The organism is Streptomyces sp. NBC_01244, assembly GCF_035987325.1.
Taxonomy (GTDB): domain Bacteria; phylum Actinomycetota; class Actinomycetes; order Streptomycetales; family Streptomycetaceae; genus Streptomyces.
The window spans coordinates 5,027,125-5,052,736 of the sequence record NZ_CP108488.1; the positions used below are offsets into that span (position 1 = coordinate 5,027,125).

Annotated in this window: 27 protein-coding genes; 7 read left to right on the top strand and 20 right to left on the bottom strand. The window is 72.2% G+C overall.

All coding sequences use genetic code 11. The annotated features are described in order from the left end of the window. Positions 1–8 precede the first annotated feature (8 nt). From aroA to OG247_RS22690, 18 genes are all read right to left on the bottom strand, one after another. Positions 9–1,304, bottom strand: a complete 1,296-nt coding sequence (gene aroA / locus OG247_RS22605) for a 3-phosphoshikimate 1-carboxyvinyltransferase (RefSeq protein ID WP_327253947.1) — start codon at positions 1,302–1,304, stop codon at positions 9–11. 51 nt (positions 1,305–1,355) lie between these two features. Beyond that, a complete protein-coding gene (locus tag OG247_RS22610) occupies positions 1,356–1,790 on the bottom strand; it encodes a transketolase-like TK C-terminal-containing protein (RefSeq protein WP_327253948.1) in 435 nt (144 codons plus the stop codon). 144 nt (positions 1,791–1,934) lie between these two features. Then, a complete protein-coding gene (locus OG247_RS22615; RefSeq protein ID WP_327253949.1) occupies positions 1,935–2,255 on the bottom strand; it encodes a chorismate mutase in 321 nt (106 codons plus the stop codon). Beyond that, positions 2,240–2,824, bottom strand: coding sequence for a TetR/AcrR family transcriptional regulator (locus tag OG247_RS22620; protein ID WP_327253950.1), 585 nt, complete (start codon positions 2,822–2,824; stop codon positions 2,240–2,242). Before OG247_RS22620 ends, OG247_RS22615 begins: the two co-directional genes overlap by 16 nt. Further along, complete coding sequence (locus OG247_RS22625) at positions 2,821–4,167, bottom strand: dihydrolipoamide acetyltransferase family protein (protein ID WP_327253951.1); 1,347 nt, start codon at positions 4,165–4,167, stop codon at positions 2,821–2,823. Before OG247_RS22625 ends, OG247_RS22620 begins: the two co-directional genes overlap by 4 nt. Next, positions 4,164–5,186: an alpha-ketoacid dehydrogenase subunit beta gene (locus tag OG247_RS22630; RefSeq protein WP_327253952.1), complete on the bottom strand. Its 1,023-nt coding sequence runs from the start codon at positions 5,184–5,186 to the stop codon at positions 4,164–4,166. Before OG247_RS22630 ends, OG247_RS22625 begins: the two co-directional genes overlap by 4 nt. A 2-nt stretch (positions 5,187–5,188) precedes the next feature. After that, positions 5,189–6,400: a thiamine pyrophosphate-dependent enzyme gene (locus tag OG247_RS22635; protein ID WP_442813372.1), complete on the bottom strand. Its 1,212-nt coding sequence runs from the start codon at positions 6,398–6,400 to the stop codon at positions 5,189–5,191. A gap of 175 nt (positions 6,401–6,575) precedes the next feature. Then, positions 6,576–7,541, bottom strand: coding sequence for an aspartyl/asparaginyl beta-hydroxylase domain-containing protein (locus OG247_RS22640; RefSeq protein ID WP_327253953.1), 966 nt, complete (start codon positions 7,539–7,541; stop codon positions 6,576–6,578). Continuing rightward, the gene (locus OG247_RS22645; RefSeq protein ID WP_327253954.1) at positions 7,538–9,523 is read right to left on the bottom strand and encodes an anthranilate synthase family protein; all 1,986 of its coding nucleotides are present in this window, start codon (positions 9,521–9,523) and stop codon (positions 7,538–7,540) included. The genes OG247_RS22640 and OG247_RS22645 overlap by 4 nt, the downstream gene beginning before the upstream one ends. Then, on the bottom strand, positions 9,520–10,143 hold the full coding sequence (locus tag OG247_RS22650) for an isochorismatase family protein (RefSeq protein WP_327253955.1): 624 nt from the start codon (positions 10,141–10,143) through the stop codon (positions 9,520–9,522). The genes OG247_RS22645 and OG247_RS22650 overlap by 4 nt, the downstream gene beginning before the upstream one ends. 133 nt (positions 10,144–10,276) lie before the next feature. After that, positions 10,277–11,080, bottom strand: a complete 804-nt coding sequence (locus tag OG247_RS22655; protein ID WP_327253956.1) for a 2,3-dihydro-2,3-dihydroxybenzoate dehydrogenase — start codon at positions 11,078–11,080, stop codon at positions 10,277–10,279. A gap of 94 nt (positions 11,081–11,174) precedes the next feature. Continuing rightward, positions 11,175–12,353 carry a 3-deoxy-7-phosphoheptulonate synthase gene (locus OG247_RS22660; protein ID WP_327253957.1) on the bottom strand — a complete coding sequence of 393 codons (1,179 nt, stop codon included), beginning with the start codon at positions 12,351–12,353 and terminating at the stop codon, positions 11,175–11,177. A 37-nt stretch (positions 12,354–12,390) separates the two neighbouring features. Beyond that, complete coding sequence (locus OG247_RS22665; protein WP_327253958.1) at positions 12,391–14,082, bottom strand: carboxylesterase/lipase family protein; 1,692 nt, start codon at positions 14,080–14,082, stop codon at positions 12,391–12,393. A gap of 1 nt (position 14,083) precedes the next feature. Beyond that, complete coding sequence (locus tag OG247_RS22670) at positions 14,084–14,662, bottom strand: NAD(P)H-dependent oxidoreductase (RefSeq protein WP_327253959.1); 579 nt, start codon at positions 14,660–14,662, stop codon at positions 14,084–14,086. A 215-nt stretch (positions 14,663–14,877) separates the two neighbouring features. Further along, positions 14,878–15,666, bottom strand: a complete 789-nt coding sequence (locus tag OG247_RS22675; protein ID WP_327253960.1) for an AfsR/SARP family transcriptional regulator — start codon at positions 15,664–15,666, stop codon at positions 14,878–14,880. A 206-nt stretch (positions 15,667–15,872) separates the two neighbouring features. Further along, positions 15,873–16,607, bottom strand: coding sequence for a ScbR family autoregulator-binding transcription factor (locus tag OG247_RS22680; protein ID WP_327253961.1), 735 nt, complete (start codon positions 16,605–16,607; stop codon positions 15,873–15,875). Between the two features lie 141 nt (positions 16,608–16,748). Beyond that, positions 16,749–17,534, bottom strand: coding sequence for a glucose 1-dehydrogenase (locus OG247_RS22685; protein WP_327253962.1), 786 nt, complete (start codon positions 17,532–17,534; stop codon positions 16,749–16,751). Positions 17,535–17,580: 46 nt separating this feature from the next. Next, positions 17,581–18,288: an HAD family phosphatase gene (locus OG247_RS22690; protein WP_327253963.1), complete on the bottom strand. Its 708-nt coding sequence runs from the start codon at positions 18,286–18,288 to the stop codon at positions 17,581–17,583. A gap of 376 nt (positions 18,289–18,664) precedes the next feature. Here OG247_RS22690 and OG247_RS22695 point away from each other — a divergent pair, with 376 nt between their 5' ends. The 4 genes from OG247_RS22695 to OG247_RS22710 all read left to right on the top strand — a co-directional run bounded on the left by OG247_RS22695 (position 18,665) and on the right by OG247_RS22710 (position 22,984). After that, positions 18,665–19,663 carry a ScbA/BarX family gamma-butyrolactone biosynthesis protein gene (locus OG247_RS22695; RefSeq protein WP_327253964.1) on the top strand — a complete coding sequence of 333 codons (999 nt, stop codon included), beginning with the start codon at positions 18,665–18,667 and terminating at the stop codon, positions 19,661–19,663. A 200-nt stretch (positions 19,664–19,863) separates the two neighbouring features. Then, positions 19,864–21,243: an MFS transporter gene (locus OG247_RS22700; RefSeq protein WP_327253965.1), complete on the top strand. Its 1,380-nt coding sequence runs from the start codon at positions 19,864–19,866 to the stop codon at positions 21,241–21,243. Positions 21,244–21,370: 127 nt separating this feature from the next. Next, positions 21,371–21,856: a cupin domain-containing protein gene (locus tag OG247_RS22705; protein ID WP_327253966.1), complete on the top strand. Its 486-nt coding sequence runs from the start codon at positions 21,371–21,373 to the stop codon at positions 21,854–21,856. Positions 21,857–22,138: 282 nt separating this feature from the next. Beyond that, positions 22,139–22,984: an arylamine N-acetyltransferase family protein gene (locus tag OG247_RS22710; RefSeq protein ID WP_327253967.1), complete on the top strand. Its 846-nt coding sequence runs from the start codon at positions 22,139–22,141 to the stop codon at positions 22,982–22,984. Positions 22,985–23,096: 112 nt separating this feature from the next. Here OG247_RS22710 and OG247_RS22715 read toward each other — a convergent pair whose 3' ends face one another. After that, positions 23,097–23,507, bottom strand: a complete 411-nt coding sequence (locus OG247_RS22715) for a PPOX class F420-dependent oxidoreductase (RefSeq protein ID WP_327253968.1) — start codon at positions 23,505–23,507, stop codon at positions 23,097–23,099. Here OG247_RS22715 and OG247_RS22720 point away from each other — a divergent pair. Beyond that, entirely contained in the window at positions 23,506–23,643 is a 138-nt protein-coding gene (locus OG247_RS22720) for a hypothetical protein (protein WP_327253969.1), read from the top strand. The two genes, OG247_RS22715 and OG247_RS22720, sit on opposite strands and share 2 nt — an antisense overlap. A 41-nt stretch (positions 23,644–23,684) precedes the next feature. Beyond that, entirely contained in the window at positions 23,685–24,434 is a 750-nt protein-coding gene (locus OG247_RS22725) for a hypothetical protein (protein ID WP_327253970.1), read from the top strand. A 9-nt stretch (positions 24,435–24,443) separates the two neighbouring features. On the opposite strand, the gene OG247_RS22730 is transcribed toward OG247_RS22725, so the two are convergent. Continuing rightward, positions 24,444–24,803 (bottom strand): winged helix-turn-helix transcriptional regulator, encoded by a 360-nt coding sequence (locus OG247_RS22730; protein WP_327253971.1) that lies wholly within the window; start codon positions 24,801–24,803, stop codon positions 24,444–24,446. A 98-nt stretch (positions 24,804–24,901) separates the two neighbouring features. On the opposite strand from OG247_RS22730, the gene OG247_RS22735 reads away from it, so the two are divergent. Next, entirely contained in the window at positions 24,902–25,558 is a 657-nt protein-coding gene (locus tag OG247_RS22735; protein WP_327253972.1) for an FMN-dependent NADH-azoreductase, read from the top strand. Positions 25,559–25,612: the final 54 nt, after the last annotated feature.

Here is a 25,612-nt window from a genome sequence, read left to right on the forward strand (position 1 = left end):
ACGTTCTCTCACTGCTCCTTGTCAAGGCGGATCTGGTACTCGGGGAAGAGCCTGTTCAGCTCGGTGTGGAACTCGGGGAAGGTCTTGGCCACGCACGCCGGGTCGTCCAGCGTCAGCGGCACGGAACTGCCCAGGCCCAGTACGGCGAACGACATCGCGATGCGGTGGTCGCGATGGCAGTCGACGACGGCCGGGCGCGGGGTGCCGGGGTGGACGGTGATCCGGTCCGGCCCCTCCTCCACGCGGATCCCGCAGGCCCGCAGGTTCGCGGCCACCGCGGCGATCCGGTCGGACTCCTTCAGCCGGGCGTGCGCGATCCCGGTGATGGTGACCGGCCCGTCGAAGAGCGGCGCGATGGCGGCCAGGGTCATGAAGGTGTCGGAGATCTCGCCCATGTCGACGGTGAAACCACCGGTCAGCCGTCCGCCGGCCGGGCCGGTGACGGTGGTCGAGTGCAGGCCGATCTCCACCTCGGCGCCCGTCAGCTCCAGCACCCGGGCGAACCGCAGGTCCCCCTGGAGGCTGCTGCTGCCCAGACCGGGCACGGTCAGGGTGCGGCCGGTGACGGCCGCCGCCGCGAAGAAGTACGAGGCGGTCGACGCGTCCGGCTCGATCACCAGGTCCGTCGCCGCGTACCCGCCGGGTCGGACCGTGACCGTACCGGCGTCCTCGCTCACGTCCGCGCCGAAGCGCCGCATCAGTGCCAGGGTCATGTCCAGGTACGGGCGGCTCACCAGGCGCGGCACGTCCACCGTGAGCGGGCCGGTCATCAGCGGGCCGGCCATCAGCAGCCCGCTCAGGTACTGGCTGCTGAGGCCGGAGTCCAGCTCCACGACGCCGCCCGCCAGCCCCCGGGCGGCCACGGTCAGCGGCAGTCCGCCGTCCGGGCCCGCCGCGACCTCGGCGCCGAGCCGGGTCAGGGCCCGGGTGAGCGGGCCCAGCGGGCGGGCCCGCAACTGCTCGGAGCCGTCGAAGACGAAGCTGCCGCGTCCGGTGGCCGCGAAGGGCGGCAGGAAGCGGGCGGCGGTCCCGGCGTCCGCGCACCAGACCCGGCCGGGGGCGTACGGGCCGCCACCGGTGCCGGTGACCTCCCAGCACTCGTCGGAGGGGGTGGTGGAGGTGCTGATGCCGATCGCGGTCAGGGCCCGCCGGAAGGCGACGGTGTCGTCGCTGACCAGCGGTGCCCACAGGCCCGAGGTGCCGCGTGCGGCGGCGGCCAGCAGCAGGGCGCGGTTGGTGAGGCTCTTGGATCCCGGGATCCGGGCGGACAGGGCGGACGCGGCGGCTGCCGTGTTGGGCGACAAGGTGGCTCCAGGTCGGGACTGGTGGTCAGGACGCGGGGTGCCGGACACCCCTCACGACAGGCCCTGGTTGCGGGCCCTGTGGGCCCGGGCCAGGCCGGCCCGGGCTGCGCTGGCGACGCGGTGGGCGGTCAGCCCGCACTGCTGGTACAGGCTCCGGTAGCTGCCCCAGCGGCCGAACCGGTCCAGGCTCGCGGTCTGGCCCGCACCGCCGGCCATGGCGTACCAGCCGAGGGCCGAACCGGCCTCGACGGACACCCTGACCGCCGTGTGCGGGGCCAGGACCGCATCGCGGTAGGCCTGGTCCTGGGCGAGGAACCGGTCGGGGCGGGGAACCGACACCACGCGGGTGCCGATGCCGTCACGCTCCAGGATCGCCCGGGCTTCCAGGGCCACGGCGGTCTCACCGCCGGTGGCCACCAGAACCGTCAGGGGTGTACCGCCGGATGCTTCGACGAGGACGTAGCCCCCGCGTGCTTCATCGCTCATGGTGGTACGGCTCCTTGCCGGTTCCGGTGCGGGACGCTGCCCGCCGGGTCATCGTGGGACAGCGGGGCGGGCCCCTTCAACGGGCCGTGCGCCGTCTCGTCAGGTCGCGCCCCGGGTACGTCAGGTGCGCGCCGGGCGCGACGATCAGTCCTGGCCCCGGCCCAGTTCGAGGAGCACGCGGGCGATCGCCTCGCCGGAGCTGCCCAGTTCACGCTCGTAGGTGCCGAGGATCTGCTCCTCGCGGTAGTACACGATGCGCGGGCCGCCGGCCCCCATCCGGGCCTTCTGGACCCGGCTGGAGATCTGGATCCGCTCCTTGATCAGTGAGATCAGGCGGCGGTCGACCTCGTCGATGTCGCTCCGGTGCGCGAGGACGGCCTGCACGGCCCGGGCGGCGTTGCCGGCGTCGCTGCGGACCCCGGTGAGCAGGCTCGTGCCGCTGATCGGACTCATGTCGACGGACATACGGAACTCCCTGGAAGGATCGGTGTGCGGTACTCGCGCAGCCCGCCGAGGGCGAGGGCGACGAGCACGTCGATGGGCACGGTGGTGGACCGCCGGGCGAGGGCGGAGCCGATGGTGTCGAGCAGCAGCCCGGCGCACAGGTCCGGCGGCAGGTCCTGCCGTACGGTCCCTTCGTCCGCGGCACGCCGGATCAGCTCGGCGACGCGGCGCTCGATGTCGGTGCGCGCCCCTGCCGCGGACCATCCGTCCGGGCCCAGGAGCAGCTGGATGCAGGGCAGTTCGCGGTCCGGCCGGTCGGGCACGGCACGTACGAACGATTCGAGCCGGCCGAACGCGGTGCGGCTCGGCGAGGCGGGGTGCAGGGCGGTGAGGAGCATGCCGTGGGCGCGGCCGAGGGCCAGCTCCAGCAGCTCTTCCTTGCTCTGCACGTGGTGGTAGAGGCTTGATTTGCGGATGCCGATCCGATCGGCGAGGAGCCCCATGCCGGACGCCGCGAAGCCCTTCTCGTTGAAGAGCAGGACGGCCTCGCCCAGCAGGGTCTCGCGGGTGTTCGGCCGGCCGTCGCTCACAGGTCCGCGAACGTTGCGCCCGGGTGCTCGACGCAGTCCGCGACGAAGCGCAGGAAGCCGCCGGCGGCGGCGCCGTCGCAGACCCGGTGGTCGAAGACGAGCGAGAGCTGGCTGATGGAGCGGGACTCGATGCGGCCTTCGAAGGTCCAGGGCCGCTCGATGATCCGGCCGATGCCCAGGATGCCCGCCTCGGGGGCGTTGAGCAGCATGGAGCTGCCGTCGACGCCGAAGGTCCCGTAGTTGTTGAGGGTGAAGGTGCCGCCCGTGAGCTCGGCCGGGCCGTGGCCGCCGGAGCGGGCCCGCTCGACGAGGGCGGCGAGCTCGCGCTGGAAACCGCGGGTGGTCAGGCGGTCCGCGTCGCGGACGACGGGAACCAGCAGGCCGGCGTCGGTCTGCGCCGCGATGCCGAGGTGCACGGAGTCGTAGCGGACGATCTCGTCCTCGCGGACGGTGGCGTTGAGTTCGGGGAACAAGCGCAGGCCCGCGACGGTGAACCGGGCGAGCAGCGCGAGCAGTCCGATGCCGTCGAGGCTCCGCTTGAGCTCCAGCAGCTCGGTGGCGTCCACGTCGACCCACACGGTGGCGGTGGGGACGGCGGCGGCCTTGGTGAGCTTGCGCGCGATGGCCCCCCGCACCCCGCGCAGCGGCAGCCGGGTCTCCCCGACGGCCTGCGCCGGGGCGGTGGGCGCCGGTGTCCGCACGGCGCGGCACAGATCCCGCTGGGCGAGCGCGGCGTTGACGTCCTGCCGGGTGATGACCGCACCGGCCCCCGTCCCGGCCACGGACCCGAGATCGAGCCCGTTGGCGGCGGCCAGCGCCCGTACGACGGGCGACACGACCCGCGCGGCCTCGGCCGGGGCCTGGCCGGCGGCCGGAGCCGGAGCCGGAGCCGTGGACCGGGTCACCTGCGGGTCGGCGCCCGTGGGCGGGGTCAGGGCGCGCGCCGCCGCGCGGCGGCGGCGGTTGGTGCCCAGGGGCTGGGTGCCGTAGCCGACCAGGACCTTGCCCGAACCCTCCTCGGCGGGCTGCGTGGCAGCGGGGACGGCGACGGAGACGGCGGGAACGGTGGTGGCGACGCCGGCGACCGTGCCGGGCGGGGTGACCGTCAGCAGGGGGCGGCCCACCTCCAGGGTGGCGCCCTCCGCGGCGTGGCGGACGGCCACCGTCCCGGCGTACGGGCTCGGCACCTCCACCGTGGCCTTCGCCGTCTCGACCTCCACCACCGGCTGGTCGACGGTGACCACGTCCCCCTCGGCCACCAGCCAGCGGACGATCTCCGCCTCGGTCAGTCCCTCACCCAGATCGGGCAGGAGGAAGTCCTGCACGGCCGCTGCCGTACTCATGCGCTCTCCCACTGAAGCTCGTCGACGGTGTCGAGGATCCGGTCGACACCGGGCAGGTGGTGCCGCTCCAACTTCGGCGGCGGATACGGAATGTCGAAGCCGGTGACCCGGCGGACCGGTGCGTGCAGCGAGTGGAAGCACTGCTCCGCGATGCGTGCGCTGATCTCGGAGGCGACGCTCGCGAAGCCCGAGGCCTCCGCGATCACCACCGCGCGCCCGGTGCGGCGTACCGAGGCCGCGACCGTCTCCTCGTCGAAGGGCACCAGGGACCGTACGTCGACGACCTCCAGCGAGCGGCCCTCCGCCGCGGCCACCGCAGCCGCCGCCAGTGCCACCGGCACGGACGGCCCGTACGCGACCAGCGTGGCGTCGGTGCCCGCCCGGCGGACCACGGCCCGGCCGATCGGCTCGGTGCGCACCGGCAGGGACAGCGGCTCCTTGGCCCAGTACAGCCGCTTGGGCTCCAGGAACACCACCGGGTCCGGGTACTCGATCGCCTCGCGCAGCAGCGAGTAGGCGTCGGCCGCGGTCGACGGGGCCACGACCGTGAGGCCGGCGGTGTGCGCGTAGTACGACTCGGAGGAGTCGCTGTGGTGCTCGACGCCGCCGATGCCGCCCGCGTACGGGATCCTGATGACCATCGGGAGGTTCAGGACGCCCCGGGTCCGGTTGCGCATCTTCGCGACATGGCCGACGACCTGCTCGAACGCCGGCAGCGCGAACGCGTCGAACTGCATCTCGGCGACCGGCCGGAAGCCGTTCATCGCCATTCCGACGGCCATGCCGATGATCCCGGCCTCGGCCAGCGGTGTGTCGAAGCACCGCTCCTCGCCGAACTCGCGCTGCAGCCGGTCGGTGATCCGGAAGACGCCGCCGAGGGGGCCGACGTCCTCGCCCAGCACGACCACCGAGGGATCGGCGGTCATCGCGTCGGCCAGGGCCCGGTTCAGGGCCTGCGCCATCGTCGTGCGCGCGAGCGTCGCGTCCAGCTGCTGCGGCGCGTCCACAACTGCCGTCATCGTCAGTCCTCCAGGGCGGTTTCGGCGGCCAGCAGTGCTTCCTGCTCGCTCAGCTGCGCCGAGCCCCCGCTGCGGATGTGGTGGAAGAGGGTCCGCGGCTCCGGCGGGCCGGACCGCAGGATCCGGCCGCGCAGATCGACGGCCCGCTCCTCCGCCGCGCGGGCGGCGTCGGCGATGTCCGCCCCGGACAGCAGCCCCTCGGCCGTCAGGTAGCGCTCCAGCCGGGCCACCGGGTCCTTGGCCACCCAGCTGTCGGTGACGGCGGCGTCGCGGTAGCGGCCCGGGTCGTCGGCGCTGGAGTGCGGGTCCATGCGGTAGGTGTGGGCTTCGATCAGGGTCGGTCCGCCGCCCGCCCGGGCCCGTGTCACGGCCTCGCCCAGCACCGCGAGGAGCGCCGCCGCGTCGTTGCCGTCGAGCTGTTCGGACGGGATGCCGTAGCCGATGCCCTTGTAGGCGAGCGAGGGCGCCGCGGTCTGCTTCTCGAGCGGGACGGAGATCGCGAAGCCGTTGTTCTGCACCAGGAAGACCACCGGGGACTTGAACACGGCCGCGAAGTTCAGCGCCTCGTGGAAGTCGCCCTCGCTGGTGGCCCCGTCGCCGATGAGTACGAGGGCCACGGTGTCCTCGCCCCGAAGCCGGGCGGCGTGCGCCACGCCGACGGCGTGCGGTCCCTGCGTGGCCAGCGGGGTGGCCTGCGGGGCGGTGCGGTGCAGGGCGGGGTCGTAGCCGCAGTGCCAGTCGCCGCGCATCAGGGTCAGGGTCTCGACCGGGTCGATGCCGCGGGCCTGGACGGCGACGCAGTCCCGGTAGGTGGGGAACAGCCAGTCGTTCTCGCCGAGTACGAGCGCCGCGGCCACCTGGCAGGCCTCCTGGCCGTGCGAGGAGGGGTACACGGCGAGTTCGCCCTGCTTGGCGAGGGCGGTCGCCTGCTGGTCGAAGCGGCGGCCGGTCACCATCGCCCGGTAGGCCTTCAACAGCTGTTCGGCGTCAGGTAGTTCGTATCCCGCGTCCTGTCCGGCGGCGGTCCGGCGTCCGTCGGCGTCGATGAGCCGGACGGGATGCTCGGACGGCAGCAGCGGGTGGCGGGCCGGCGTGGCCGGCGTGGCCGGGGCCGCGGTGGCGCCCGACCGGGCCCGGGTCCGTACGGTGCGCGGGGCGGGCTGCCGCTTCACCTCCGTTCCCGTGCCGGAACGCGTCTGTTCGACGGTGCTCACGTGTCCCCTTCTTCCTCTTGCGGTCTCCTCAAAAGCTGTCAGCCGAGGGCACCGCGCGGGGAGGTAGGCCGGCAACACTCTCGGCCGCCCGCGCGGTGCCCCGGCCACACAGCCCGGCGCCGGACACGCGGCACCGGAACGGCTGTGCAGGGCTGTTGAGACTTTTCAGGGACCGCTACGGCGTGCGGAGCGGGACCGTGCGCTGCCGCTCGTGGCGGCCCGCACGGGCCCGGAGGACGATCTCCGCCCGCGCGCCCTCACCACGGGTCTGCAGCGTGCGCTCCTCGCTGCGGCCCGCGAAGCGGTACTCCTCGCCGCCGACGTGGACCAGCGGCAGCGTCCGGCCGCTGGCCAGCCGCAGGACCATCCGGCCGGCCGCGGGCTCGGGCGCCAGCACCGCGCGCTGGGCCGCCGCGTAGCCGTCCAGCGGGTCCGCGTGCTCCCGCAGGAAGAAGGCGGACGGCAGCTCGAAGGCCCGGGGCGGGGCCTCGAGAGCGGCCTGCGCGACCGGCCGGGCGATCCGGTTGACCAGGACGTCACCGGACCGGAACCAGTCCCGCCAGGCCACCGGGAAGAGACGGGCGAGCGGCTCGGTCAGCAGCACGTCCAGGGCCAGGTGCACCGAGTGCTCCGAGCCTTGGTTGCGGACCTGGTGGGTCCGCGTGAAGTCACCGAACCACAGGTCACCGGGGTTCCAGCGGTGGACCTCGCCGTCGAGCAGGAGCAGGGTCTGGGCGTTGGTCTCCACCGGGACGTGCAGCCGCGCCGTTCCCCAGTACGGGCCCTGCGCGGCCTCGATGCGGCCGACCGCGCCGCTGCCGGGCGCCCGGCACAGGAACCGGGCACTGACGACCGGTGCGGGCACCGCTTTCAGGATGTAGCGGGTGTGCGGCAGCCGCTCCAGCCACGGGGTGTCGGTCCAGTCCCCGTCCGGGCCGTCCGCGGGGATGCCGGGCAGGGCCCGCCCGCCCGGTGCCCGCAGCACCAGGCTGCGCCAGTCGTCGGAGGGCGGGCAGACCCGCCGCAGCTCGGCGGCGAGCCAGCCCGCGTTGAACGACGGGGCGAGCCGGGCCGCCGCCGGCATGGCGGCGGCGGCCGGTCTCGTCCCGGGGCGTTCCGCGGTGAGTGTGGCGGCAGTCACGACGCCGGGCCCGGACCGGCGGGGGAGGACGGCGCGTGTACGCCCCCTTCCCGCGCCGGCTGCCCGCCGACGAGCAGTTCGCGGATCAGCCCGCCGACGATGGCCGGCCCGTTGCGGGTGAGCAGCGATTCGGCGTGGAACTGCAGCGAGGCGAAGTGCGGCCCGCGCAGGGCGTGCACGTCGTCCGTCTCGGGGTCCCGGCTGAGCTCGATGACGCCGACCCCGTCGACCTCCACCTTGTCCTCGGGGGAGCGCGCGGCGAAGGTGTTGTAGAACCCGACCAGTTCGGGGGTCCCGAAGAGCTGGACCGGCTTCTGGACGCCCTGGTTCGGGGTGTCGCGGCGGACCAGCGGGAGCCCGAGGAGGGTGCTGAGCACCTGGTGGCTCAGGCAGACCGCGAAGAACGGCCGCTTCTCGGCCAGGAGCCGGCGGACCGTGCCCCGCAGGTGCGAGATCTTGGGGTCGCCGGTCTCGCGCGGGTCGCCCGGGCCGGGGCCCATCACCACGAGGTCGTAGTCGTCGATCTCGTACGGCTCGTCGAAGCGGCGCACGGTGACCGTCATGCCCAGGGAGCGCAGCTGCTGGTCGATCATCGAGGTGAAGGTGTCCTCGGCGTCCACCACCAGGATCCGCTTGCCGCTGAGCACCGGATCGTGCGCGGTGCGCAGCCGCTCCTCGGGGTCGTCGAACCAGAAGCGGGCCACGTTCTCGTTGCGGCTCTCCAGCGCGGCGCGGACCTCGGGGTGCTCGCGGAAGGTCACCGGTCCCCGGTCCTTGAGCGCGTCGAGCAGCGAGGCGGCCTTGGCCCGGGTCTCGGCGACCTCGCAGTCCGGGTCGGAGTGGCGCACCAGGGTCGCGCCGACGCCGATGCGGACCTGGCCGGCCCCGTCGATCTCGGCGGTCCGGATCAGGATCGCGGAGTCCATCGCCCGCTCGCCCCGCTCGTCGCGGCCGATGAGCGCGAGCACGCCGCTGTAGTAGCCGCGCCCCTGGGGCTCGTAGCGGGAGATGACACGGGCCGCGCTCTCCAGCGGGCTGCCGGTGACCGTCGGCGCGAACAGCGTCTCGCGCAGGATCTCCCGCGGGTCGCGCGTGGTGCGGCCCGAGATGAAGTACTCGGTGTGCGCGAGGCGGGCCATCTCCTTGAGGTGGGGTCCGGTGACGATGCCGCCCGCGTCGCAGATGCGGGCCATCATCTTGAGTTCCTCGTCGACGACCATGTACAGCTCGTCGGCCTCCTTGCGGTCGGCGAGGAAGTCGAGGATCTCGGGCACGGAGGGGCCCTGGGCGGGGTAGCGGTACGTCCCGCTGATCGGGTTCATCACCGCGGTGCCGTCGTCGAGGCTGACGTGCCGCTCGGGGCTGGCGCCGACGAGGGTCCGCTCACCGGTGTGGACGATGAACGTCCAGTAGGCTCCCGTCTCCGCGCTCAGCAGCCGCCGGTAGAAGGCGAGCGCGTGGCGCGGCGAGTAGTCGGAGATGTCGGCGACGAAGGAGCGGCGGATGACGAAGTTCGCGCCCTCGCCCCGGCCGATCTCGTTGTCGATGATCTTCCGGACGGTGTCGGCGTACACCTCGTCGGTGACGTCGAAGACGCCCTCGGAGACGTCCAGCGGCAGGTCGGGCAGGAGCGACAGGCCCGTCGAGAGGGGCAGCTCGTACTGCTCCTCGACGAGCAGCGACAGCAGCGGGGCGCCGTCGTCGGGGGCGTGGAACCCGCGCTCGGCGAGCTGCCGGTACGGGATCAGGGTCAGCACCTCGTGCCCGGGGCCGGCGGCGCCGTCCTCGGCGAGCGGGATGCCGGCCAGGTTCTCGTACTCCGCGACCGTGCCGGTCAGCACCTCCAGCCGGCCGGGTCCGGCCGACTCGGGGCGGTGGAGCACGGCGAAGGCGGGTGGATGCTCCCCGGTGATCCGGCGCAGCAGCCCGGTCGCGAGAGCGGTCCGGTCGGCCTGGTCCACGGTGTCTTCGTGGTCGGTCATGCGGTGATCTCCTTGGTGGTGGTGACCGCGGCACAGCGCTGGGCCGCGTACTCCAAGGTCATCCGGTGGTGCGCCTCGGAGAAGTCGGCGATGGCGTCGGCGACGAGGAACGGCTGGATGTCGTTGGTGAACGCCTCTAGCACGCTGGCCAGCACACCCACATGCGCGTACACACCGACGGTGATCAGCTGGTCGCGGCCCTGGGCCCGCATCTGTTCGAGCAGGTCGGTACGGAAGAAGGCGCTGTAGCGCCACTTGGTGAGCACCCGGTCGCCGGGGCGCGGAGCCAGCGGCTCCACCACGTCCCGGTCGACCGGGTCGGTCCGCATCCCCGGCCCCCAGAAGTCGCGCAGCAGACCGCGCTCCTTCTCGGTCATCCCGCCGGGCTGGGCGGTGTAGTACGTCGGCACGCCGCGCTCGGCGCAGAACTCGCGCACCTGGACGGCGTTGGCGACCACTTCCTCGCGCAGCGCGCCGGGCAGCGGATTGAGGAAGTACCGCTGCATGTCATGGATCAGCAGGACCGCCCGGTCCGGGTCTACCGACCAGGCAGCGGTGTTCTCGGGCAGATCGCCCGACGTCGGCAAGGGGTAGGAGCTGATGGTCGGGATCCCGGCCATGGACGTCCTCTCGTAACTGGGCGGACTGGTGGGGCGCCGCGTGTGCGATCGGCGGCGAGCCCGGCGTGGCCGGGCGTCCGCCCTGGTGCGGCACCGGGAGGGTGCGACCCGGCGGCCTCGCCGGTCGCGGGTGCTATGCGCCGAGCGAGGCGCCTCCGTCGACCGTCAGGACGTGCAGGGTGATCTGCTCGGCCTCGTCGGACAGCAGGAAGGCGACGGCGTCGGCGATGTTGTCGGGCTGGGCGATGCGGCCCAGCGGAATGCCGATGCGGAAGGCCTGCGGGCTGCCTTCGAGGGTGCCCCGGGAGGCCGACTCGTCCGGCCACATGGAACGCAGCATCGGGGTGTCGGTGGATCCCGGCGCGACGATGTTGCAGCGGATCCCGTACCGGGCGACCTCCAGGCCCAGCGACTTGGTGAACATCGCCGCGGCGGCCTTGGAGGCGGCGTAGGCGGCCATGTCGGAGCGCGGGACCGCGGCCGCGTTGGAGGCGACCGTGACGAGCGCGCCCCGGTTGCGGGGCAGCATCCTGCGGGTGACGGCGCGGGAGAGGTGGAACACCCCGTCCACGTTGACCCGGAAGGTGGTGTGCCAGTCCTCGTCGCTGTAGTCGACGACCTTGCCCAGGCGCAGCACGCCGGCGGAGTTGACCAGGTACTCGATCGGCCCGAGCTCTTCCTCGACCCGGTCCACGGTCTCCTCGACGGCCTCGCTGGAGGTGACGTCGGCGGGATGGGCGACCACGCGTGGCGCACCGTCCGGGCGCTGCCCCAGTTCCGCGTCGAGCTCCTCGTTCAGCTCCTTGACGGCCCATGCGAGCGGGTCCGGGTACCGGTCCACCGCGGCGACCAGCACCCCGGACCGGGCCAGGCGCCGGACGACACTGCGTCCGATTCCTCCTGCCGCGCCCGTGACGACGGCGACCTTCTCCTCCATGCTTCCCCTCCTTCGTTCTCGTTCCCGGATCCTCCGGGAGCCGGTTCTGGGGCCCCGGGGCCGCCGCGCACCGTCCGGGCGGGAGGCCCGGGCGTCACTTCTGCCAGGCGGTCACGACCGAGATGGCCTGCGCCGGGTTCAGCCGCGGGTCGCAGAAGCTCGTGTACGTCCGGCCCACCCGGTGGTTCGCGGCCTCGGTCGGCACGCACTCCGTGACGTCCTCGGGGGTGGTCTCCAGGTGGAGGCCGCCCGCCACGCCGCCCACGGACTCGACGGCGAACTGGAAGGCCTGCACCTCGCGCTTCACGGTCTCGATGTGCCGGGTCTTGTGGCCGCTCGGCGTGGACACGGTGTTGCCGTGCATCGGGTCCGACAGCCAGATGACCGGGTGGCCGGCCCTGCGGACCGCCTCGACCAGCGGCGGCAGCGCGTCCACGATGGCCTCGGAGCCCATCCGGCTGATCAGCGTGAGCCGGCCCGCCTCCCGCTCGGGGTCCAGGGTCCGGCACAGCGCCAGCAGTTCGTCCTCCGTCATGGAGGGGCCGACCTTGCAGGCCACCGGATTGGAGACCTCGGCCAGCAGCGCCACGTGCGCGCCGTCCAGTTGGCGGGTCCGCTCGCCGATCCACGGGAAGTGGGTCGACGAGAGGTACGTACCGCCCTCGCCGTCCGCGCGCAGCTGGGGCAGCTCGTAGTCCAGCAGCAGCGCCTCGTGGCTCGTCCACACCTGGGGTTCGAGCGCGGGCCGGGACGGGGACACCGGGCCCTGCCAGCCCAGGTGCTTCGTGATCTCGCTGGCGGCCATGTAGCCGACGAGCAGGCGCAGCGGGTCCGGGCGGCGGGATTCGGCGTCGGCCTCCGGGGCGTTGACCAGGTGGCCGCGGTAGACGGGGAGTTCGACGCCGTCGACGATCTCGGTGCCGTTGGAACGCGGCTTGGCGAACTGGCCCGCGATCCGGCCCACCCGGACCACCGGCTTCTGCGTGATCATCTTGAAGGCGCCCGCGATCAGGTCCAAGACGGCCGTCTTGCGGTGCACGTCCCGCGCGGTGCTCTCGTCGGGGTCCTCGGCGCAGTCGCCGGACTGGACCAGGTGCGCCTCGCCCCGCGCGACCACGGCGAGGGCGGCGCGCAGGGCGCGTACGTCCTGGGCACGCACCAGCGGCGGCCGTCCGGCCAGCTCCCGGCGCACCACGTCGACCTGGGCGTGGTCGTCCCATTCGGGCTGCTGCAGAGCCGGCTTCAGTCGGATGTCGAGCGTGATGTTGTCCACGGGTTTCTTCCTGATGAGTAGGTGTGGGGGCGGGCGGTCACGCGGGAGCCAGACCCCACCCGAGGTCGTCCCAGAAGCGCAGTTGACGCTGTTTGCCCAGGGCGCCGATCACGGCGGCGGGCGCGTGCGCGCCGTGCCCGCCGAGGATCAGGGCGGTCGGCCGGCCGGGGGAGAAGCGCGGCCAGGCGGGGGCGCCGGGACTCGCGGGCACGCCGGTGCGGGCGAAGGAACCGACGAGGTCCGCGAGGATCCCGGCGATCTCGCGCTCGGCCGGCCCGTCGCCGAACTCGGCCACGTGCTCGGGCAGTCGATGGGTACCGAAGAGGAATTTGGACGTCGCCTCGTGGGGCGTGCCGAAGTAGGGGGCGCGCACCGGGTGCGCGAACTCCATGACGTACGAGGGGGAGTGGCCCGCCCGTGCGTGGCGTTCGGCGGTGCGCAGCACGGGGTGCCGGAAGAAGGCGTCGCCCCAGATCTCCGTCCAGAGGTCGAGGGGCCGCGTGGGGCGTCCCTCGGCCAGGGCGGCCTCCCGGTAGACCGCGACGCACCGCTCGGCGAGCGAGGCCGCGGCGCCGGGCAGCCCGTACCGCAGGAAGTCCTGGACGAGGGAGGTAAGTTCGGCCTCGTCGGCCGGGGCCGGCGGTGCCAGGGGGGTGGGTGCGGACGGCCCGGTGAAGAAGGCGCCCTCGGTACGGGTGTGCACGGACAGGACCGGCAGGTCGGGGGCGGGCCGCTCGTGTTCGAAGGCCGGGAGCCATTCGCCGTCGCGCACCGGGCCGCGGAACGCGCGGCCGGAGGCGACGATCCGCCCCTTGGAGCGCGGCGCGGTCAACTCTGCCCAGGCGGCGCCGAGTTCGGAGGCAGGCACCTCGCGCAGCCCCGGGACCGTGGTGGCGAACCGGGCGGCGAGCGCGGCGTGGACGCCGCGGGCGTCCTCGGCGGTGAACGCGAGCGCGGGCTCCCACTGGTGGGCGGCGCTGATCGCGACGAGGCGCCGGATCAGCCGGCGGGTGGCGGGCAGCAGGGCGAGCTGGTGGGCGGACGTCCCGCCGGCCGAGGTTCCGACGAGGGTGATGTTGCCGGGGTCGCCGCCAAACGCGGCCGCGTTGTCGTGCACCCACTGCACGGCGGCCGCCTGGTCCTGGAGTCCCCAGTTGGAGAAGGAACCGGTCTCCGGGTCGGTCAGGTCCTCGTGCAGGCCGAAGCCGAAGACCCCGAGCCGGTAGTTGAAGGTGACCACGACGGCGTCGGTGCGCGCGGCGAGCCAGGAGCCGTCGAAGGTGGGCAGGTTCCCGGATCCGGCGATCCAGGCCCCGCCGTGCACGTAACAGAGCACCGGCCGGGAGCCGGTGGTGGCGGGGGTCCACACGTTGGCGTGCAGGGCGTCCTCGCTGCCCGCTCCGGTGGGCTGGCAGAAGGGCGGGCCGTAGGCGGTGGCGTCCCGTACCCCCGTCCAGGGCGCGGGCGGCCGCGGCGAGGCGAAGCGCAGCGGGCCGACGGGGGGCGCGGCGTAGGGGACGCCGCGGAAGGCGAGCACGCCCGCGCCGGCGGCGCCGCGGACCTCGCCCGCGGTGGTACGGGCCCGGGGCGGGCCGGCGGCTGCCCGGGTCGCGGCGCCGGACTCGGACTCGGTCGCGGCCCCGGCTCCGGTCCGAGCCCCGGTCTGGGCCCCGGTCTCGATCCGGGTCGCGCCTCGGGTCTCGGCCGGCGCGGCGTACACGGTTGCCATGTCAGGCCTCCTGGCGGGCGCGGGCGAGGGCGCGGGCGAACCAGGCGGTGCGGGCCGCCTGGAACCGGACGGCGGCGACGGCGTCCTCGTGGACGGTGCCGGGATCGGCGCCGGAGGCCGTGTGGGTGCCGTACGGGTTCCCGTTCTGCGGCAGGTAGAGCACCGGGTGGGCGGAGCCCATCGGGATGACGGCGGCGCCCCAGTGGCAGATCACGCTGTGCAGGGACTGGATGGTGTTGTCCAGCCCGCCGTTGCGGGAGGACCCGGCGACGAAGGCCGAGGCGGCCTTGTGGACGAAGGCGCCCGCGTGCGAGAGGTGGGGGGTGGTGTTGACGAACTCCAGCAGCGGCGCGGCCGGCAGGCCCCAGTGCGAGGGGCTGCCCAGCAGGATGCCGTCGGCCCACTCCAGGTCTTCGGGGGTGGCGTCGGGGGTGCCGGGCTCGCGGCCCGCCTCGGGGGTACCGGGCACCGCGCGGAGTCGGACCTCCGCACCGGCCTCGCGTGCCGAGGCCGCCGCCTCCTCGGCCAGTCCGCGGACCGTACCGGTGGCGGAGTAGTAGATCACGGAGACGGTGGTCATGCCCGGAGCACTCCCTCGACAGCGATGGAACCGGTCCCGCCGGTCAGGTCCGCGGCGGGCGGTGAGTCCTGTCGATCGTGTGCTGGGGCGGTGAGCGCCACCAACGTGCTCGGGGGCTTTCCGTCAAGTGCCCGGGCAGTGCGTCAGGTCCCGGGTCCGAGACCGCTACGGCCCGTCTGAACAGGGCAGTTGACGCCGCAGGGCGGTCCTCGCGGTCAGGCGGCCCGGGGATCCGGGGCGCCGCCCATGAGGACGGTACGGCGTACGGCGCGCAGGGCCGAGGCGGTGCTGCGCCCGCCCTCCGCGTCCAGTGTGGCCACCAGGGAGTGCAGGCCGCGCAGCGACCCGACGCGCCGCCCGGAGCGGCGCAGGGCCGCGAGGTACGGTTCGTTGGGGTGCTCGCGGCCGTTGTGCCGGGCGAGCAGGGCCGAGAGCTCCGTGAGCAGCTCGCGGTGGCGGCCGAGGGCCAGTCCGGCCTCCACCCACTGGCCGAGCACGGCGAGCCGCGTCTCCTCCAGGACCGCGATGCGTTCGCCGAGCCAGGCGCCCGCCTCGACCCCCGCGAAGGCGGGGCCCGTCCACAGGTCGAGGGCACCGCGCAGCCGGCGGGCGGCCGTGGCGAAGTCGCCGCGGGACATGGCCCGGTAGCCGGCGCCCGCCTCGCGCTCGAACTCGTGGAGGTCGCAGCGGCCGCCTCCGGTGTCGAGAAGATACCCGCCGGGTACGGCCGGCAGCACGGTGTCGAGGGTGCGTACGGCACCCGGTCCGGCGTCGAGGGCGCCCGCGAGCTGTTCGCGCAGCACGCGGACCGCGGCGTGTGCCACGGCCCGGGTGTGCTCGGGCGGAGCGCAGTTCGTGAGCTCTTCGGCCAGTACTGACACGGGTACGACCTGGTTGGCGTGGGCGGCGAGGACCGCCAGTACGTGCCGGGTCTCCGGGGTGGGCGCCACGATGGGCACACCGTTCTCGGTGACGCGCAGCCCTCCGAGTACGTCGATGTCCACAGTTCTCTCCCTGGGCAGGCAGGGTCAGCGATGCTGACCCTGGAAAGAATAGTACCCGGAAGAATGTTTTGCACGTGGGCGAATACCCAGATCTCTGCCGGCCCCTCGGAAAAAGTTCCGGACATGCGGAAACCCCGGATGAGAGACCCCGATTCGGGGTTCTCTCATCCGGGGCATCCGGTACATCCGGGGCATCCGCCCGGCGCTCAGGCGCCGGTCGCCTCCACCTGTGCGGCCACCTGTGCGGCCACAGGGGCCACACCGGACGCGCAGCCGACCGTGCACGGGTGCGTACCCTGCCGTCCGTACAGCGCGCGCGCCCCACGGCCCGGGGCCGTGTCCAGCCGGATGGCCAGTGACGGCACCACCACGTTCGGCATCACGTGCGTGTACAGCGCCGACACCTGTTCATCCAGGTCCAGGCCGATCATCTGCGACATCAGGTTGAGTCCCGCGTAAGACCCCACGATCAGCTGCGACGCCACCGTGGGATCCACGTTGGGCAGCAGCTCGCCGCGAGCCTTGGCCTCCGTCATCAGGGACACGTGGAGTTTGATCCACGCGTCGTAGGGGGCGGCCCGGTCCAGAGTCAGGTTCGTCTGATCCAGCGTGAGCCGCGCGCTCGCCCGCATCAGCGGATCGTGCATCAACCGGTGCGAGAACACCATGCCGATGTCGACGAACGCCTGCACCTGCAACTCCTGGGGCACGACGCTCGGGGCCGACGCCACCTGGGCGTCGATCACCGCCTGCGCGAGATGCTCCTTGGAGTCGAAGTGGAAGTAGAGCGCGCCCTTGGTGACTTTGGCGATGCTGACGATGTCGGTGAGTTTGGCCTGTTCATAGCCGCGCTCCTCGAACACCACTGCGGCCGCCTCCAGGATCGCCTGGCGGGTGCGGACCGCCCGGTCCTGCATGACGAGGGGTCGCTCTGTTCCCATGTGGTGTGTGCCTTTCCGTGACCCCGCCCGTCGTTCCGTTGTATTGACTTGCCGCGCAGCCGGCGGGAGGGCCGGTCTTCTCCCCGCCACCGGCACCCACGAGCTTTACATGCCCCGAGGTTCGTTCTTGTGAGTACATTTTCACACCATGGAGAACCCGCCGTCCACCGGCACCGTCACACCCGTGACGAATGACGCCTTCGCGCTGCACAGCCAGGCAGCGGCCTCGGCTATCTCGGCCGGCTCCGCGGTACGCGGCTGGGGCGTCCCCGCGTGGAGCTGGGCCTCGATGCCCGGGACGGCCGCGAACCACTCCTCGACCACCTCGGTCCGCGTGGTGCCGGGCGCCACCGAGTTGACCCGGATGCCCCGGGCCCCGTACTCGGCCGCGGCGGCCTTGGTCAGGCCGATGACCGCGTGCTTGGCCGCGACGTAGGGAGCGGCCACCGGGGTGGCCAGCAGCCCGCCGACGCTGCTGTTGTTGACGATCGACCCGCCGCCCGTCTCGAGCATCGCGGCGATCTCCGGGCGCAGGCAGTTCCACACGCCGCGCACGTTGACCTCCATGATCTCGTCGTACAGCTTGTCGTCCATCTCGTGCAGAGGTGTCCGCCCGACGCCCCAACCGGCGTTGTTGAAGGCGCAGTCGAGCCGGCCGAACTCCTCGACCGCGCGGGCCACGGCCGCCTCCGCGTCTTCCCGGCGGGTCACGTCCGTCACCACGTACGCCGCCTGCGCGCCGCCCGCCCGCAGTTCCTCGGCCAGCTCCCTGATCCGCTCCTCGCGCCGCGCGGCGAGCACGACCAGCGCACCCTCCCGCGCGAACACCCGGGCGGCCGCGGCTCCTATGCCACTGCTCGCCCCGGTGATCAGTGCGACTTTCCCCTCCAGCAAACCGTGACCCCGCATCGCCGTTCCCTCCCGCATCGCCGTTCCCTCCATCGATTGGCCCCCTGCTCCGGTATGCCGCAGCTCAGGCAGCGTAGGCACTGCGCGCGCAGGCCGCGTACGAGGCCTCGGCGTCCACCCTGCGCAGCAGGCCCTCGTCGATCTCGCCCAGGGAGCCGACCAGGTGCCGCACCCCGGCCTCGCGCATCTGCTGCCGCTGGAAGCCGTGCTCGAAGGTGCTCGGGTGGCCGATGAACGCCGCGCCCAGTCCGAGGGCCGCCTCGCCGACCCGCGCCACGTCGTCCACGAACAGCGCCTCCGTGTGGTCGAGGCCGAACCAGTCGGTGGTGATCTCGTGGACGCCCGGCCGGAACGAGTTCGTGCTGATGTACCCGGGGCCGTCGAAGAGGTGGGCGAGGTGGCCCAGGTGGCGGTCGAAGTGCTCCTTGTCGAGGCCCCCGTAGCAGACGGTGCGCAGGCCGAGGCCCCGCAGCCGGAGCAGCAGTTCCTCGACCCCGTCCAGCATCCGCAGCGGGTGCTGCGCCAGGTGGGCGGCCCGCTCCTGGAAGTAGACCTCCAGCACCCGCTCCGGGGTCCAGTCCAGTCCCGCGGCGCGAGCCATGGCCCGGGCCGCGACCGTCCGGACCTGGGAGAAGATCCCGCGCTCCACCTCACCGTCGTAGGAGCCGCCCCGGCTCGTGACGAACCGGTGGATGACCGGGCTGAAGGTGTCGTTGAGGAGGACTCCGTCGATGTTCAGGGCTGCGAGCCGCAGGTGCTGCAGGGACTGCATGGCGCTCCGATCGGGCGGGGGAGGGCCGGTACGACGAATTCGGGTCAGATGTGTGCGCGGAGTGGCAGGCCCCCCTAAAAAATACCTACCAGTACGCACTCGTGCCCGGGACTCGAAAGATACCGGACGTTCGCTCGAGATGGCCACCCACCCCGTCCCCGACCCGTGTCCTGCCCCGCCCGTGAGGTCGGGCGCTACCTGGGCGTTCTTCGCAAGATGGTGCGATGAAGCCATCCCGCCGTATGGCCTGCGTCACTCCCTCGGGACGGATGGAGATCTTTAGGCGAGGATCTCCCCGAGCAACCAAACCCGTAAGTACGTACTTTGCGGGCGGTGGAAGTATGTTGTATCCGGCCATGATGACGAGGGGGACTTCATGATCACGACTTTGGAACCGGCGGACCGCATGACCACGTCTGCTCCCACCGAGTGCTGCGCATGTCCGGCCCAGTCGGACGACCAGCTGACGACCACGGTTCCAAGAGCGCTCGTACACCGGGCCGCTGTGGCCGAGGTCTTCCTGACCGGCATGTGCCGCCCCGCGGAGGACCGCTTCCACATCCGCGCCCAGTGGCCGCGCGGACACAGCTTCTTCACCCCCATAGCGGGCACCCACTACGACCCGATGCTGATCGCCGAGACCATTCGACAGGTCGGCGCGTACGTCGCGCACGAGACCTTCGGCGTGCCGCTCGGGCACCAGTTCCTGCTCTGGTCGCTGGAGTACTCCACCGTCCCCGAGCACCTCGTCATCGGCAACGCCCCGGCCAGCCTCGACCTGACCGTCACCTGCCCCGAGATACAGCGCCGGGGGAGCAGGCTCACCGGGCTCGTCTACGAAGTGGTCGTCCGCCAGGAGGACCGTGTCGTCGCCACCGGAAAGGTCGGCTACACCGTCACCTCCCCCGCCGTCTACCAGCGCCTGCGCGCCGAACAGCTGGCCAACCGGCCCGTGTCCGCGCTGCCGCCCGCCCCGCTCGCACCCGCGCAGGTGGGCCGGCTCTCGCCCTTCGACGTCGTCCTGGCCGGCTCCCGTCCGGGAGTCTGGGAGCTGCGGTACGACACCCGGCATCCGGTCCTCTTCGACCACGCCAGCGACCACCTGCCCGGCATGGTCCTCCTCGAGGCCGCCCGCCAGGCCGCGCTGGCCCTCGGCGGCGAACCCGACTCCGTCCTCCCGGTCTCCGTCACGAGCACCTACCAGCGCTATGCCGAGTTCGGCAGCCCCCTGTTGATCCACGCGGAGCCCACCGACTCGGACCTGAGCGACAGCGCGCGCCGGTCGTTCAAGGTGACGGGCGTCCAGGACGGGGAGCAGGTCTTCGAGGCCGTCGTGAGCACCGAACGCGTCGACTCCGGCCTGCAGGGATTCTGACTTCCACTGCCCGGCTGGACCTCTTCCGGGCGTGGAAGGTATTTCCCGGGGATTCCGGTGTGGTTCGGATGGGGATCGCTTTGAACATGTGGCGGAGATCGACTTCCGCCGCATTCCTCGGCATGTCCGCACAGGGTGATGCGCGAACTTGACGTACCTGTGCCCGACAACTTGCCCGTAGATGGGGGTGCTCAGCAGCCTTGGGGAGGCTGTCCGGCGGTCAGCTGCTCGTCGAGTTGGTACAGATCACCAACAGCGGGCATGCCGAGGTACGTTCGCCGGCCCTGGCCGAATATAGGAGGTATCTTCTGATGTCGGATGTATCGGCCTCGGACAGGAAATCGGCCGGGGTCCCCAGAACCGGAATAGCGAAAATGACTCCGACGGACACTCTGACGGACGAGGAGCGTGCCGAGCAATTCCCCTTCGGCAAAAACTTGGTGATTCTGGCCGTCGCCGCAATCATCGTCGTCAGCCAGGGGTACGTGGCGATCCCCCTGATGTCGGAGATCGGCGGCGCGTGGGGAGTGTCGCAGGGCTCCGCGACATGGGCGACCACCGCGTTCTCCTTCGCCTACGCGTGCGCTTCGCTGGCGAGCGGTACCTTGTCGGAACGCTACGGCCGCCGTGTCGTGATCGTCGGGAGCATCGCCGCCATGGCCGTGGCGACCGCGCTCGTGCCGTTCTCGGGCGATCTCGTGACCGGTTGCCTGCTGCGCGTCCTGCAGGGCGCGATGGCCGGTGTGTTCACGCCGGTGGTCTACATCTACCTGAGTGAGAGGGTCCCGGCGCGCCGCCTCGCACTGGCCCTGACCGTGGTGTCCTGCGCCCTGGGTGTGGCGCTGATCGTGGGACAGGTCCTGGGGCAGGTCCTGGGATCCTCGCTCGGATGGCGCTCGGTGTTCTGGCTCGTGGCGCCGCTGTTGGCGCTCGTGGCGGCGGCTGCCTGGCGGGTCATGTCGCCCGACACGGCCAAGGACCTGACGCCCGGCGGAGCCAAGGGCCCCGGCGCCCTCAGTGTGCTGCGCAACGGCTCGCTCATCGCGCTCTTCGTGTCCTCCCTGGCCGTCCTCGGCAGCCTCACCGCGATCTACACCGGTGTGCAGCTCTACGGACCGGCGGAAGTGGTCGGGAACCACGACACCATGCTGGCCCTGCGCGCGAGCGCCCTGCCCGCGATGGTCGGTGCCGTGCTGCTCGCGCCGGTCATGGGGCGCATCTCCGCACTCACCAGGACGGTCATCGGATTTGCCGGCGGGGCCGTCGGACTGCTCGGCGCCGCATTGTTCGCCGACTCCGTGATCGGCCTCGGAATTTCCCTCTTCATCTTCGTGCTGGCGATTTCCACGGTCAGCCCGGCCCTCGTCCAGGCCGTCGGAAGCGGCGCGGGGCCCGCACGGGCAACGGCCACCGCCATTTACAGCTTCATTCTCAATGTCGGAGTCGCGGTGGGCGCTCAACTCCCCCAGGCCATGGCGGATCTGTCCAACCTGGCGCTGTTCCTCGCGGTCGTCATGGTCATCGGCATCGGGCTCGTATGGCTGGCTGCCCGATCCTCTCGGAGCCGCGCGACCGCATAGTGCGCGCCGGTCGAAGTGAAGGGAGGTGGTTGTTTTTCTCCATAGATTCCTTCGAGTCTGATGCTTGTCAAAAGCGGCATCCACTGCACGGGCCGCGCATAGACAGAATGTATAGAGGGAGATATCAGTGACCACGCAAGACCAGTCCGCTCCAGAGCTCATGCACGTCGCTCAGGGCGAGGGTGACACCAGGTGGGTATTCCGTGACCACTACACCTTCAAGGCGGAGAAGCAGGACACCGGCGGCGCGTTCGGCCTGCTGGAAGTAGTCCTCTACCCCGGTTCGGGTGCCCCGCCGCACACGCACCACGGCGAGGACGAGGCGTTCTACCTCATCGAAGGCAGCCTGGAACTCCGCTGGGAGGGCCGTGTCGAGACGGCCGGGCCGGGATCCTTCGTGTTCCTGCCGCGCGGCAAGGCCCACACCTACAGCGTCATCGGCGACACGCCGGTCAAGATGCTGGCCTGGTACACGCCGGGCGGCACCGAGGGCTACTTCAAGAAGCTGGGCATTTCCGCCGCCAACGGGGAGCCCCGTCCGCCGGCCGAGCAGTTCGAGATCGATGCCCAGACGGCCAGCAAGGTCGCCCTGGAATTCGACGTCATTCGCTAGACCGATCCATCCATCGGACCCTTCGGCGATCGAGCCGAATTCCCGATGACCTAGGTTGACCCGTCGATCATGGTTGGTGATGTGGACCAACCATGATCGACGCTGCCCCCTTCAGGGTCTCCCAGCCGACCGCACACCGGGCGGCGGTGCGGAGTGGCCGGTCACCGGCTGAGAGGGCACCTCGGGCAGGTCCGTTCTCGCTTGCGCAAGGCGCTGTGTCATTGGGGCCCGCAGGCCACCCGCCGCCCCGCCGCCTCCCCGACACATTCGAGAGGCTTCACCATGAACCACGACGCGCTGCCGTCTCCGCCCGGATCCGAACCGGAGTGGGGGGCCGAACTCCTCGACCTGGACGCCTACCTGGCGCGCATCGGCTACGAGGGCCCCCGTACGGCCACCGTCGAGACGCTGCGGGGCCTGCACCGTGCCCACCTCGCCGCCATCTCCTTCGAGAACGTCACCATAGCGCTCGGCGAACCCCTCGACATCGGCGTCGAGGCCATCCAGGAGAAGATCGTGGGCGCCGGGCACGGCGGCTACTGCTACGAGAACAACCTGCTGTTCGCCGCGGCCCTGGAACGTCTGGGCTTTCCCGTCTCCCGCCTCCTGGCGCGGGTGCGCCGGGGCGTGGCGCCCATCCGCTGGCGTTCGCACACCGTCCTGCTGGTGGAAGCCGGCGGCGAAGTGTGGCTGGCGGACGTCGGTTTCGGTGACGAGGGGCCGCTCGAGCCGGTCCGCTTCCAGGCCGGAGCGCAGCTCGAGGTCGGTGCCTGGTCCTGGCGCCTCGACCAGGAGGGTCCCGACTGGATCCTGCGCAGCCTGCACGCGGACGGCTGGTTCGACGTGTACGCCCTGCGCCTGGAGCGACAGCACCCGGTCGACTTCCAGGTGGCCAACTACTACTCCTCCACCAACCCGCGCTCGCCGTTCGTCAACAACCTGGTGGCTCAGCGGCCCGAGGACCAGGTCCGCTACAGCCTGGTGAACCGGGTCCTGTCGACCCAGTTCCCGGACGGCCGCAAGGACGTTGCCGAACTCAGCGGTGACGAAGTGGTGCGGACCCTGCGCGACACGTTCCTCGTCACCCTCTCCGACGACGAGGCCAAGCTGCTGCGGGACCGCCCCTGATCCGGTGGTGAGCCGTACCCGGTGCGAGGTGCCGGGTGCCGGTCGGCCGCGGCCTGCTGTCGGTTGTGGGTGACAGCGGGCCGCGGCCGTGGGCGTCCGTGCGCGACGGGTTTCAGCGGGCCGCGTTGCCCAGCACCTTGGCCGGGGTGACGCGCAGGACGACCCGTACGTTCTCGTCGGGGGCCTCCGCGTAGGCCCGGCCCGCGCCGGGGCCCTCGTACTCCTCCGCGATGCGGACCGCGACGGCCCGCCCGGTGTCCTCGGTGACGGTGGCGGTGCCGCGGATCTCGGCGTAGAGGAAGGGGTTGGCCAGGTCGAAGACGGTCAGCCCGATCCGGGCGTCGCGCACGATGTTGCGTTCCTTGCGGCGGCCGCGCTCGGTGGAGATCAGGATCTCCTCCCCGTCCCGGGTCACCCACACCACCGAACTCTGCGGGCTGCCATCGGGGTTCAGCGTGGACAGCACCGCCGGATGCGGGGCGTCGAGAAGCTTGCGTACCGTGTCGTTCAGCAGAAGAGTCATGCGCGAAACGGTAGTAGGGGCGCCGGTGCGGCCGCGTACGGGTCGGTGCGGACGCGGCCGACTAGGGCAGGTCGACTTCCACGGCCGTATCGACCCGGAGACCGGCGAGATCGTCGACACCAACACCTGGCGCTGACCCGCGCGGTAGCCTCCCCGCCGGGAGAGGGGTGGGGCGGGGTGTCCTTCGCGGAGTTGCAGGTGTGTGCCGTCGAGGCGGCCGATGCCGCGGGCGGCGTGTGCGTGGTGCGGTGCATCGGCGGGGTGGCGCGTGCCGGGCAGGTGTACGCCGTGGGGGAGTTGCGGATCGGGCTGCGGCACATCGAGCGGTACGGGCGCGCCGTCGGGTTCTTCGACGCGGGGCACGTGGCGAAGGTGCACCTCACCGGGTCCGTGGTCGCTTTGCTCGCCGGGGGGCAGGTGCTGACGTACGTACCGCCCGACGGGCACGCGCTGGCCGAACTGGAGGCGTGGCTGGCCACCGGCCCCCCGCTGCTGGAGGAGCCGCACCCGGAGCAGCTGAGGTCCTTGGCGACGAGCCGGATGCAGGACGAGGAACTGCCCGACGGGGTCCGGCTCCGCTGGGGCCGGGTCGCGCTGGCCGCCCTCGACCGGGCGGACCGCTCGGAGGAACGGCCGTACGTACGGAGCTACTTGCTCCAGCGCTTCGGCCCCGGCGGGGACGGTGATCCGGAGCGCGACCCCGCCGCCCTGTGCCGGGACGTGCTGGCCCTCTTCGAGCTGACCCCGGCGCAGGCGGCCGAGCAGGCCCCCGGCTGGCGGGACCTGCCGCGCCCCGCCATCCTGCGGCTGCGCCGCATCAAGAACCTGCTGCGCTGCACGGAGCCGGCCCGGCCGTACCTCGCGGCGACCGATCCCCTGGCGATGGCGGTGGACGCCTGGGCGGCGGTGCGGCCGGGGCTTCCCTAGGGCCTGCCGTCAGCAGGTGTCCTCGCCCTTGATCAGGCACTTCTCCGCCCACTGGCCCAGCTCCGTGAGTGCGGGCTTCAGCGCGGCGCCCCGCTCCGTCAGCCGGTAGGCCACCCGAAGGGGCGGGCCTTCGTCCACCTCGCGCAGGACGAGGCCGGCGGCTCCGAGCTCGACCAGGCGGTCGGACAGCATGCGCTCGCTGATCCCGGTGATGGACCTGCGCAGATCGGCGAAGTGGACCGGGCCCTCCAGGAGCGAGGCCACGATCACGCCGGTCCAGCGCTTTCCGAGCAGCCCGAAGACCTGGGTGATGCCGTCGCTCACCCGGCTGCAGGCCTCCGTGTCCTGGTGCTTCCCCTTGTCCGCCATGGCTCCAGGGTACTACCTCCGATTTAGGGGATGAAAAAAAGTAAGTGGCTGTGTTATTACTAGTGACGTACGAAAAAACGCGCTCCTCGGAGGTTCCCATGGCCACGCTTCTGCACCTCGACTCGTCCCTCAGCCCCGCCGAGGGCTCCACCTCGCGTGCGGTGACCGCCGCCTTCCGCAAGGCCTGGCAGGAGCAGAACCCCGACGGCACCGTCGTCTACCGCGACCTCGCCGCGGACCCCGCCCCGCACCTCGGCGCCCCCGCCGCGTTCGCCGCCTTCACCGACCCCGCCACCCACGGCCCCGAGCAGGCCGCGGCCTTCGCCGAGCGGCTGAAGCTGGTCGAGGAACTGGAGCGGGCGGACGCCGTGCTGATCGGCGCCCCGATGTACAACTTCTCGATCCCCTCGACCCTGAAGGCGTGGCTCGACCAGGTCATCGTGATGGGCCGCACCGCGGGCCCCGAGTCGCCCCTCAAGGGCCTGCCGGTCACCGTCGTCGCCAGCCGCGGCGGCTCCTACGCCGCCGGCACGCCGCGCGAGGGGCTGGAGTACGTGCAGAACTACCTGGACGGGCTCCTGACCGCCATGTTCGGCGCCGAGGTCGACTTCATCGTCCCCGAGCTGACCCTGGCCGCGACCAACCCGGCGATGGCCGAGCTCATCCCGCTCGCGGAGGCCTCGTACGCGCAGGCGCTCGCGGACGCGGAGTCCAAGGGCAAGGACTTCGGGGCGCCCATCGCTTCGGCCGCCTGAGGTCCGGGCCGTGACGTGGGCCACAACCCGGTGGTGTCCCGAGCGGTGATCGGC

What these genes read in the sequence shown, in the direction of transcription:
- OG247_RS22610 (WP_327253948.1), bottom strand. Translation starts at nt 1,790, where the DNA reads ATGAGCGATGAAGCACGCGGGGGCTACGTCCTCGTCGAAGCATCCGGC.
- OG247_RS22615 (WP_327253949.1), bottom strand. Translation starts at nt 2,255, where the DNA reads ATGTCCGTCGACATGAGTCCGATCAGCGGCACGAGCCTGCTCACCGGG.
- OG247_RS22625 (WP_327253951.1), bottom strand. Translation starts at nt 4,167, where the DNA reads ATGAGTACGGCAGCGGCCGTGCAGGACTTCCTCCTGCCCGATCTGGGT.
- OG247_RS22630 (WP_327253952.1), bottom strand. Translation starts at nt 5,186, where the DNA reads ATGACGGCAGTTGTGGACGCGCCGCAGCAGCTGGACGCGACGCTCGCG.
- OG247_RS22645 (WP_327253954.1), bottom strand. Translation starts at nt 9,523, where the DNA reads ATGACCGACCACGAAGACACCGTGGACCAGGCCGACCGGACCGCTCTC.
- OG247_RS22650 (WP_327253955.1), bottom strand. Translation starts at nt 10,143, where the DNA reads ATGGCCGGGATCCCGACCATCAGCTCCTACCCCTTGCCGACGTCGGGC.
- OG247_RS22655 (WP_327253956.1), bottom strand. Translation starts at nt 11,080, where the DNA reads ATGGAGGAGAAGGTCGCCGTCGTCACGGGCGCGGCAGGAGGAATCGGA.
- OG247_RS22665 (WP_327253958.1), bottom strand. Translation starts at nt 14,082, where the DNA reads ATGGCAACCGTGTACGCCGCGCCGGCCGAGACCCGAGGCGCGACCCGG.
- OG247_RS22670 (WP_327253959.1), bottom strand. Translation starts at nt 14,662, where the DNA reads ATGACCACCGTCTCCGTGATCTACTACTCCGCCACCGGTACGGTCCGC.
- OG247_RS22680 (WP_327253961.1), bottom strand. Translation starts at nt 16,607, where the DNA reads ATGGGAACAGAGCGACCCCTCGTCATGCAGGACCGGGCGGTCCGCACC.
- OG247_RS22685 (WP_327253962.1), bottom strand. Translation starts at nt 17,534, where the DNA reads ATGCGGGAGGGAACGGCGATGCGGGGTCACGGTTTGCTGGAGGGGAAA.
- OG247_RS22690 (WP_327253963.1), bottom strand. Translation starts at nt 18,288, where the DNA reads ATGCAGTCCCTGCAGCACCTGCGGCTCGCAGCCCTGAACATCGACGGA.
- OG247_RS22695 (WP_327253964.1), top strand. Translation starts at nt 18,665, where the DNA reads ATGATCACGACTTTGGAACCGGCGGACCGCATGACCACGTCTGCTCCC.
- OG247_RS22710 (WP_327253967.1), top strand. Translation starts at nt 22,139, where the DNA reads ATGAACCACGACGCGCTGCCGTCTCCGCCCGGATCCGAACCGGAGTGG.
- OG247_RS22720 (WP_327253969.1), top strand. Translation starts at nt 23,506, where the DNA reads ATGCGCGAAACGGTAGTAGGGGCGCCGGTGCGGCCGCGTACGGGTCGG.
- OG247_RS22715 (WP_327253968.1), bottom strand. Translation starts at nt 23,507, where the DNA reads ATGACTCTTCTGCTGAACGACACGGTACGCAAGCTTCTCGACGCCCCG.
- OG247_RS22730 (WP_327253971.1), bottom strand. Translation starts at nt 24,803, where the DNA reads ATGGCGGACAAGGGGAAGCACCAGGACACGGAGGCCTGCAGCCGGGTG.
- OG247_RS22735 (WP_327253972.1), top strand. Translation starts at nt 24,902, where the DNA reads ATGGCCACGCTTCTGCACCTCGACTCGTCCCTCAGCCCCGCCGAGGGC.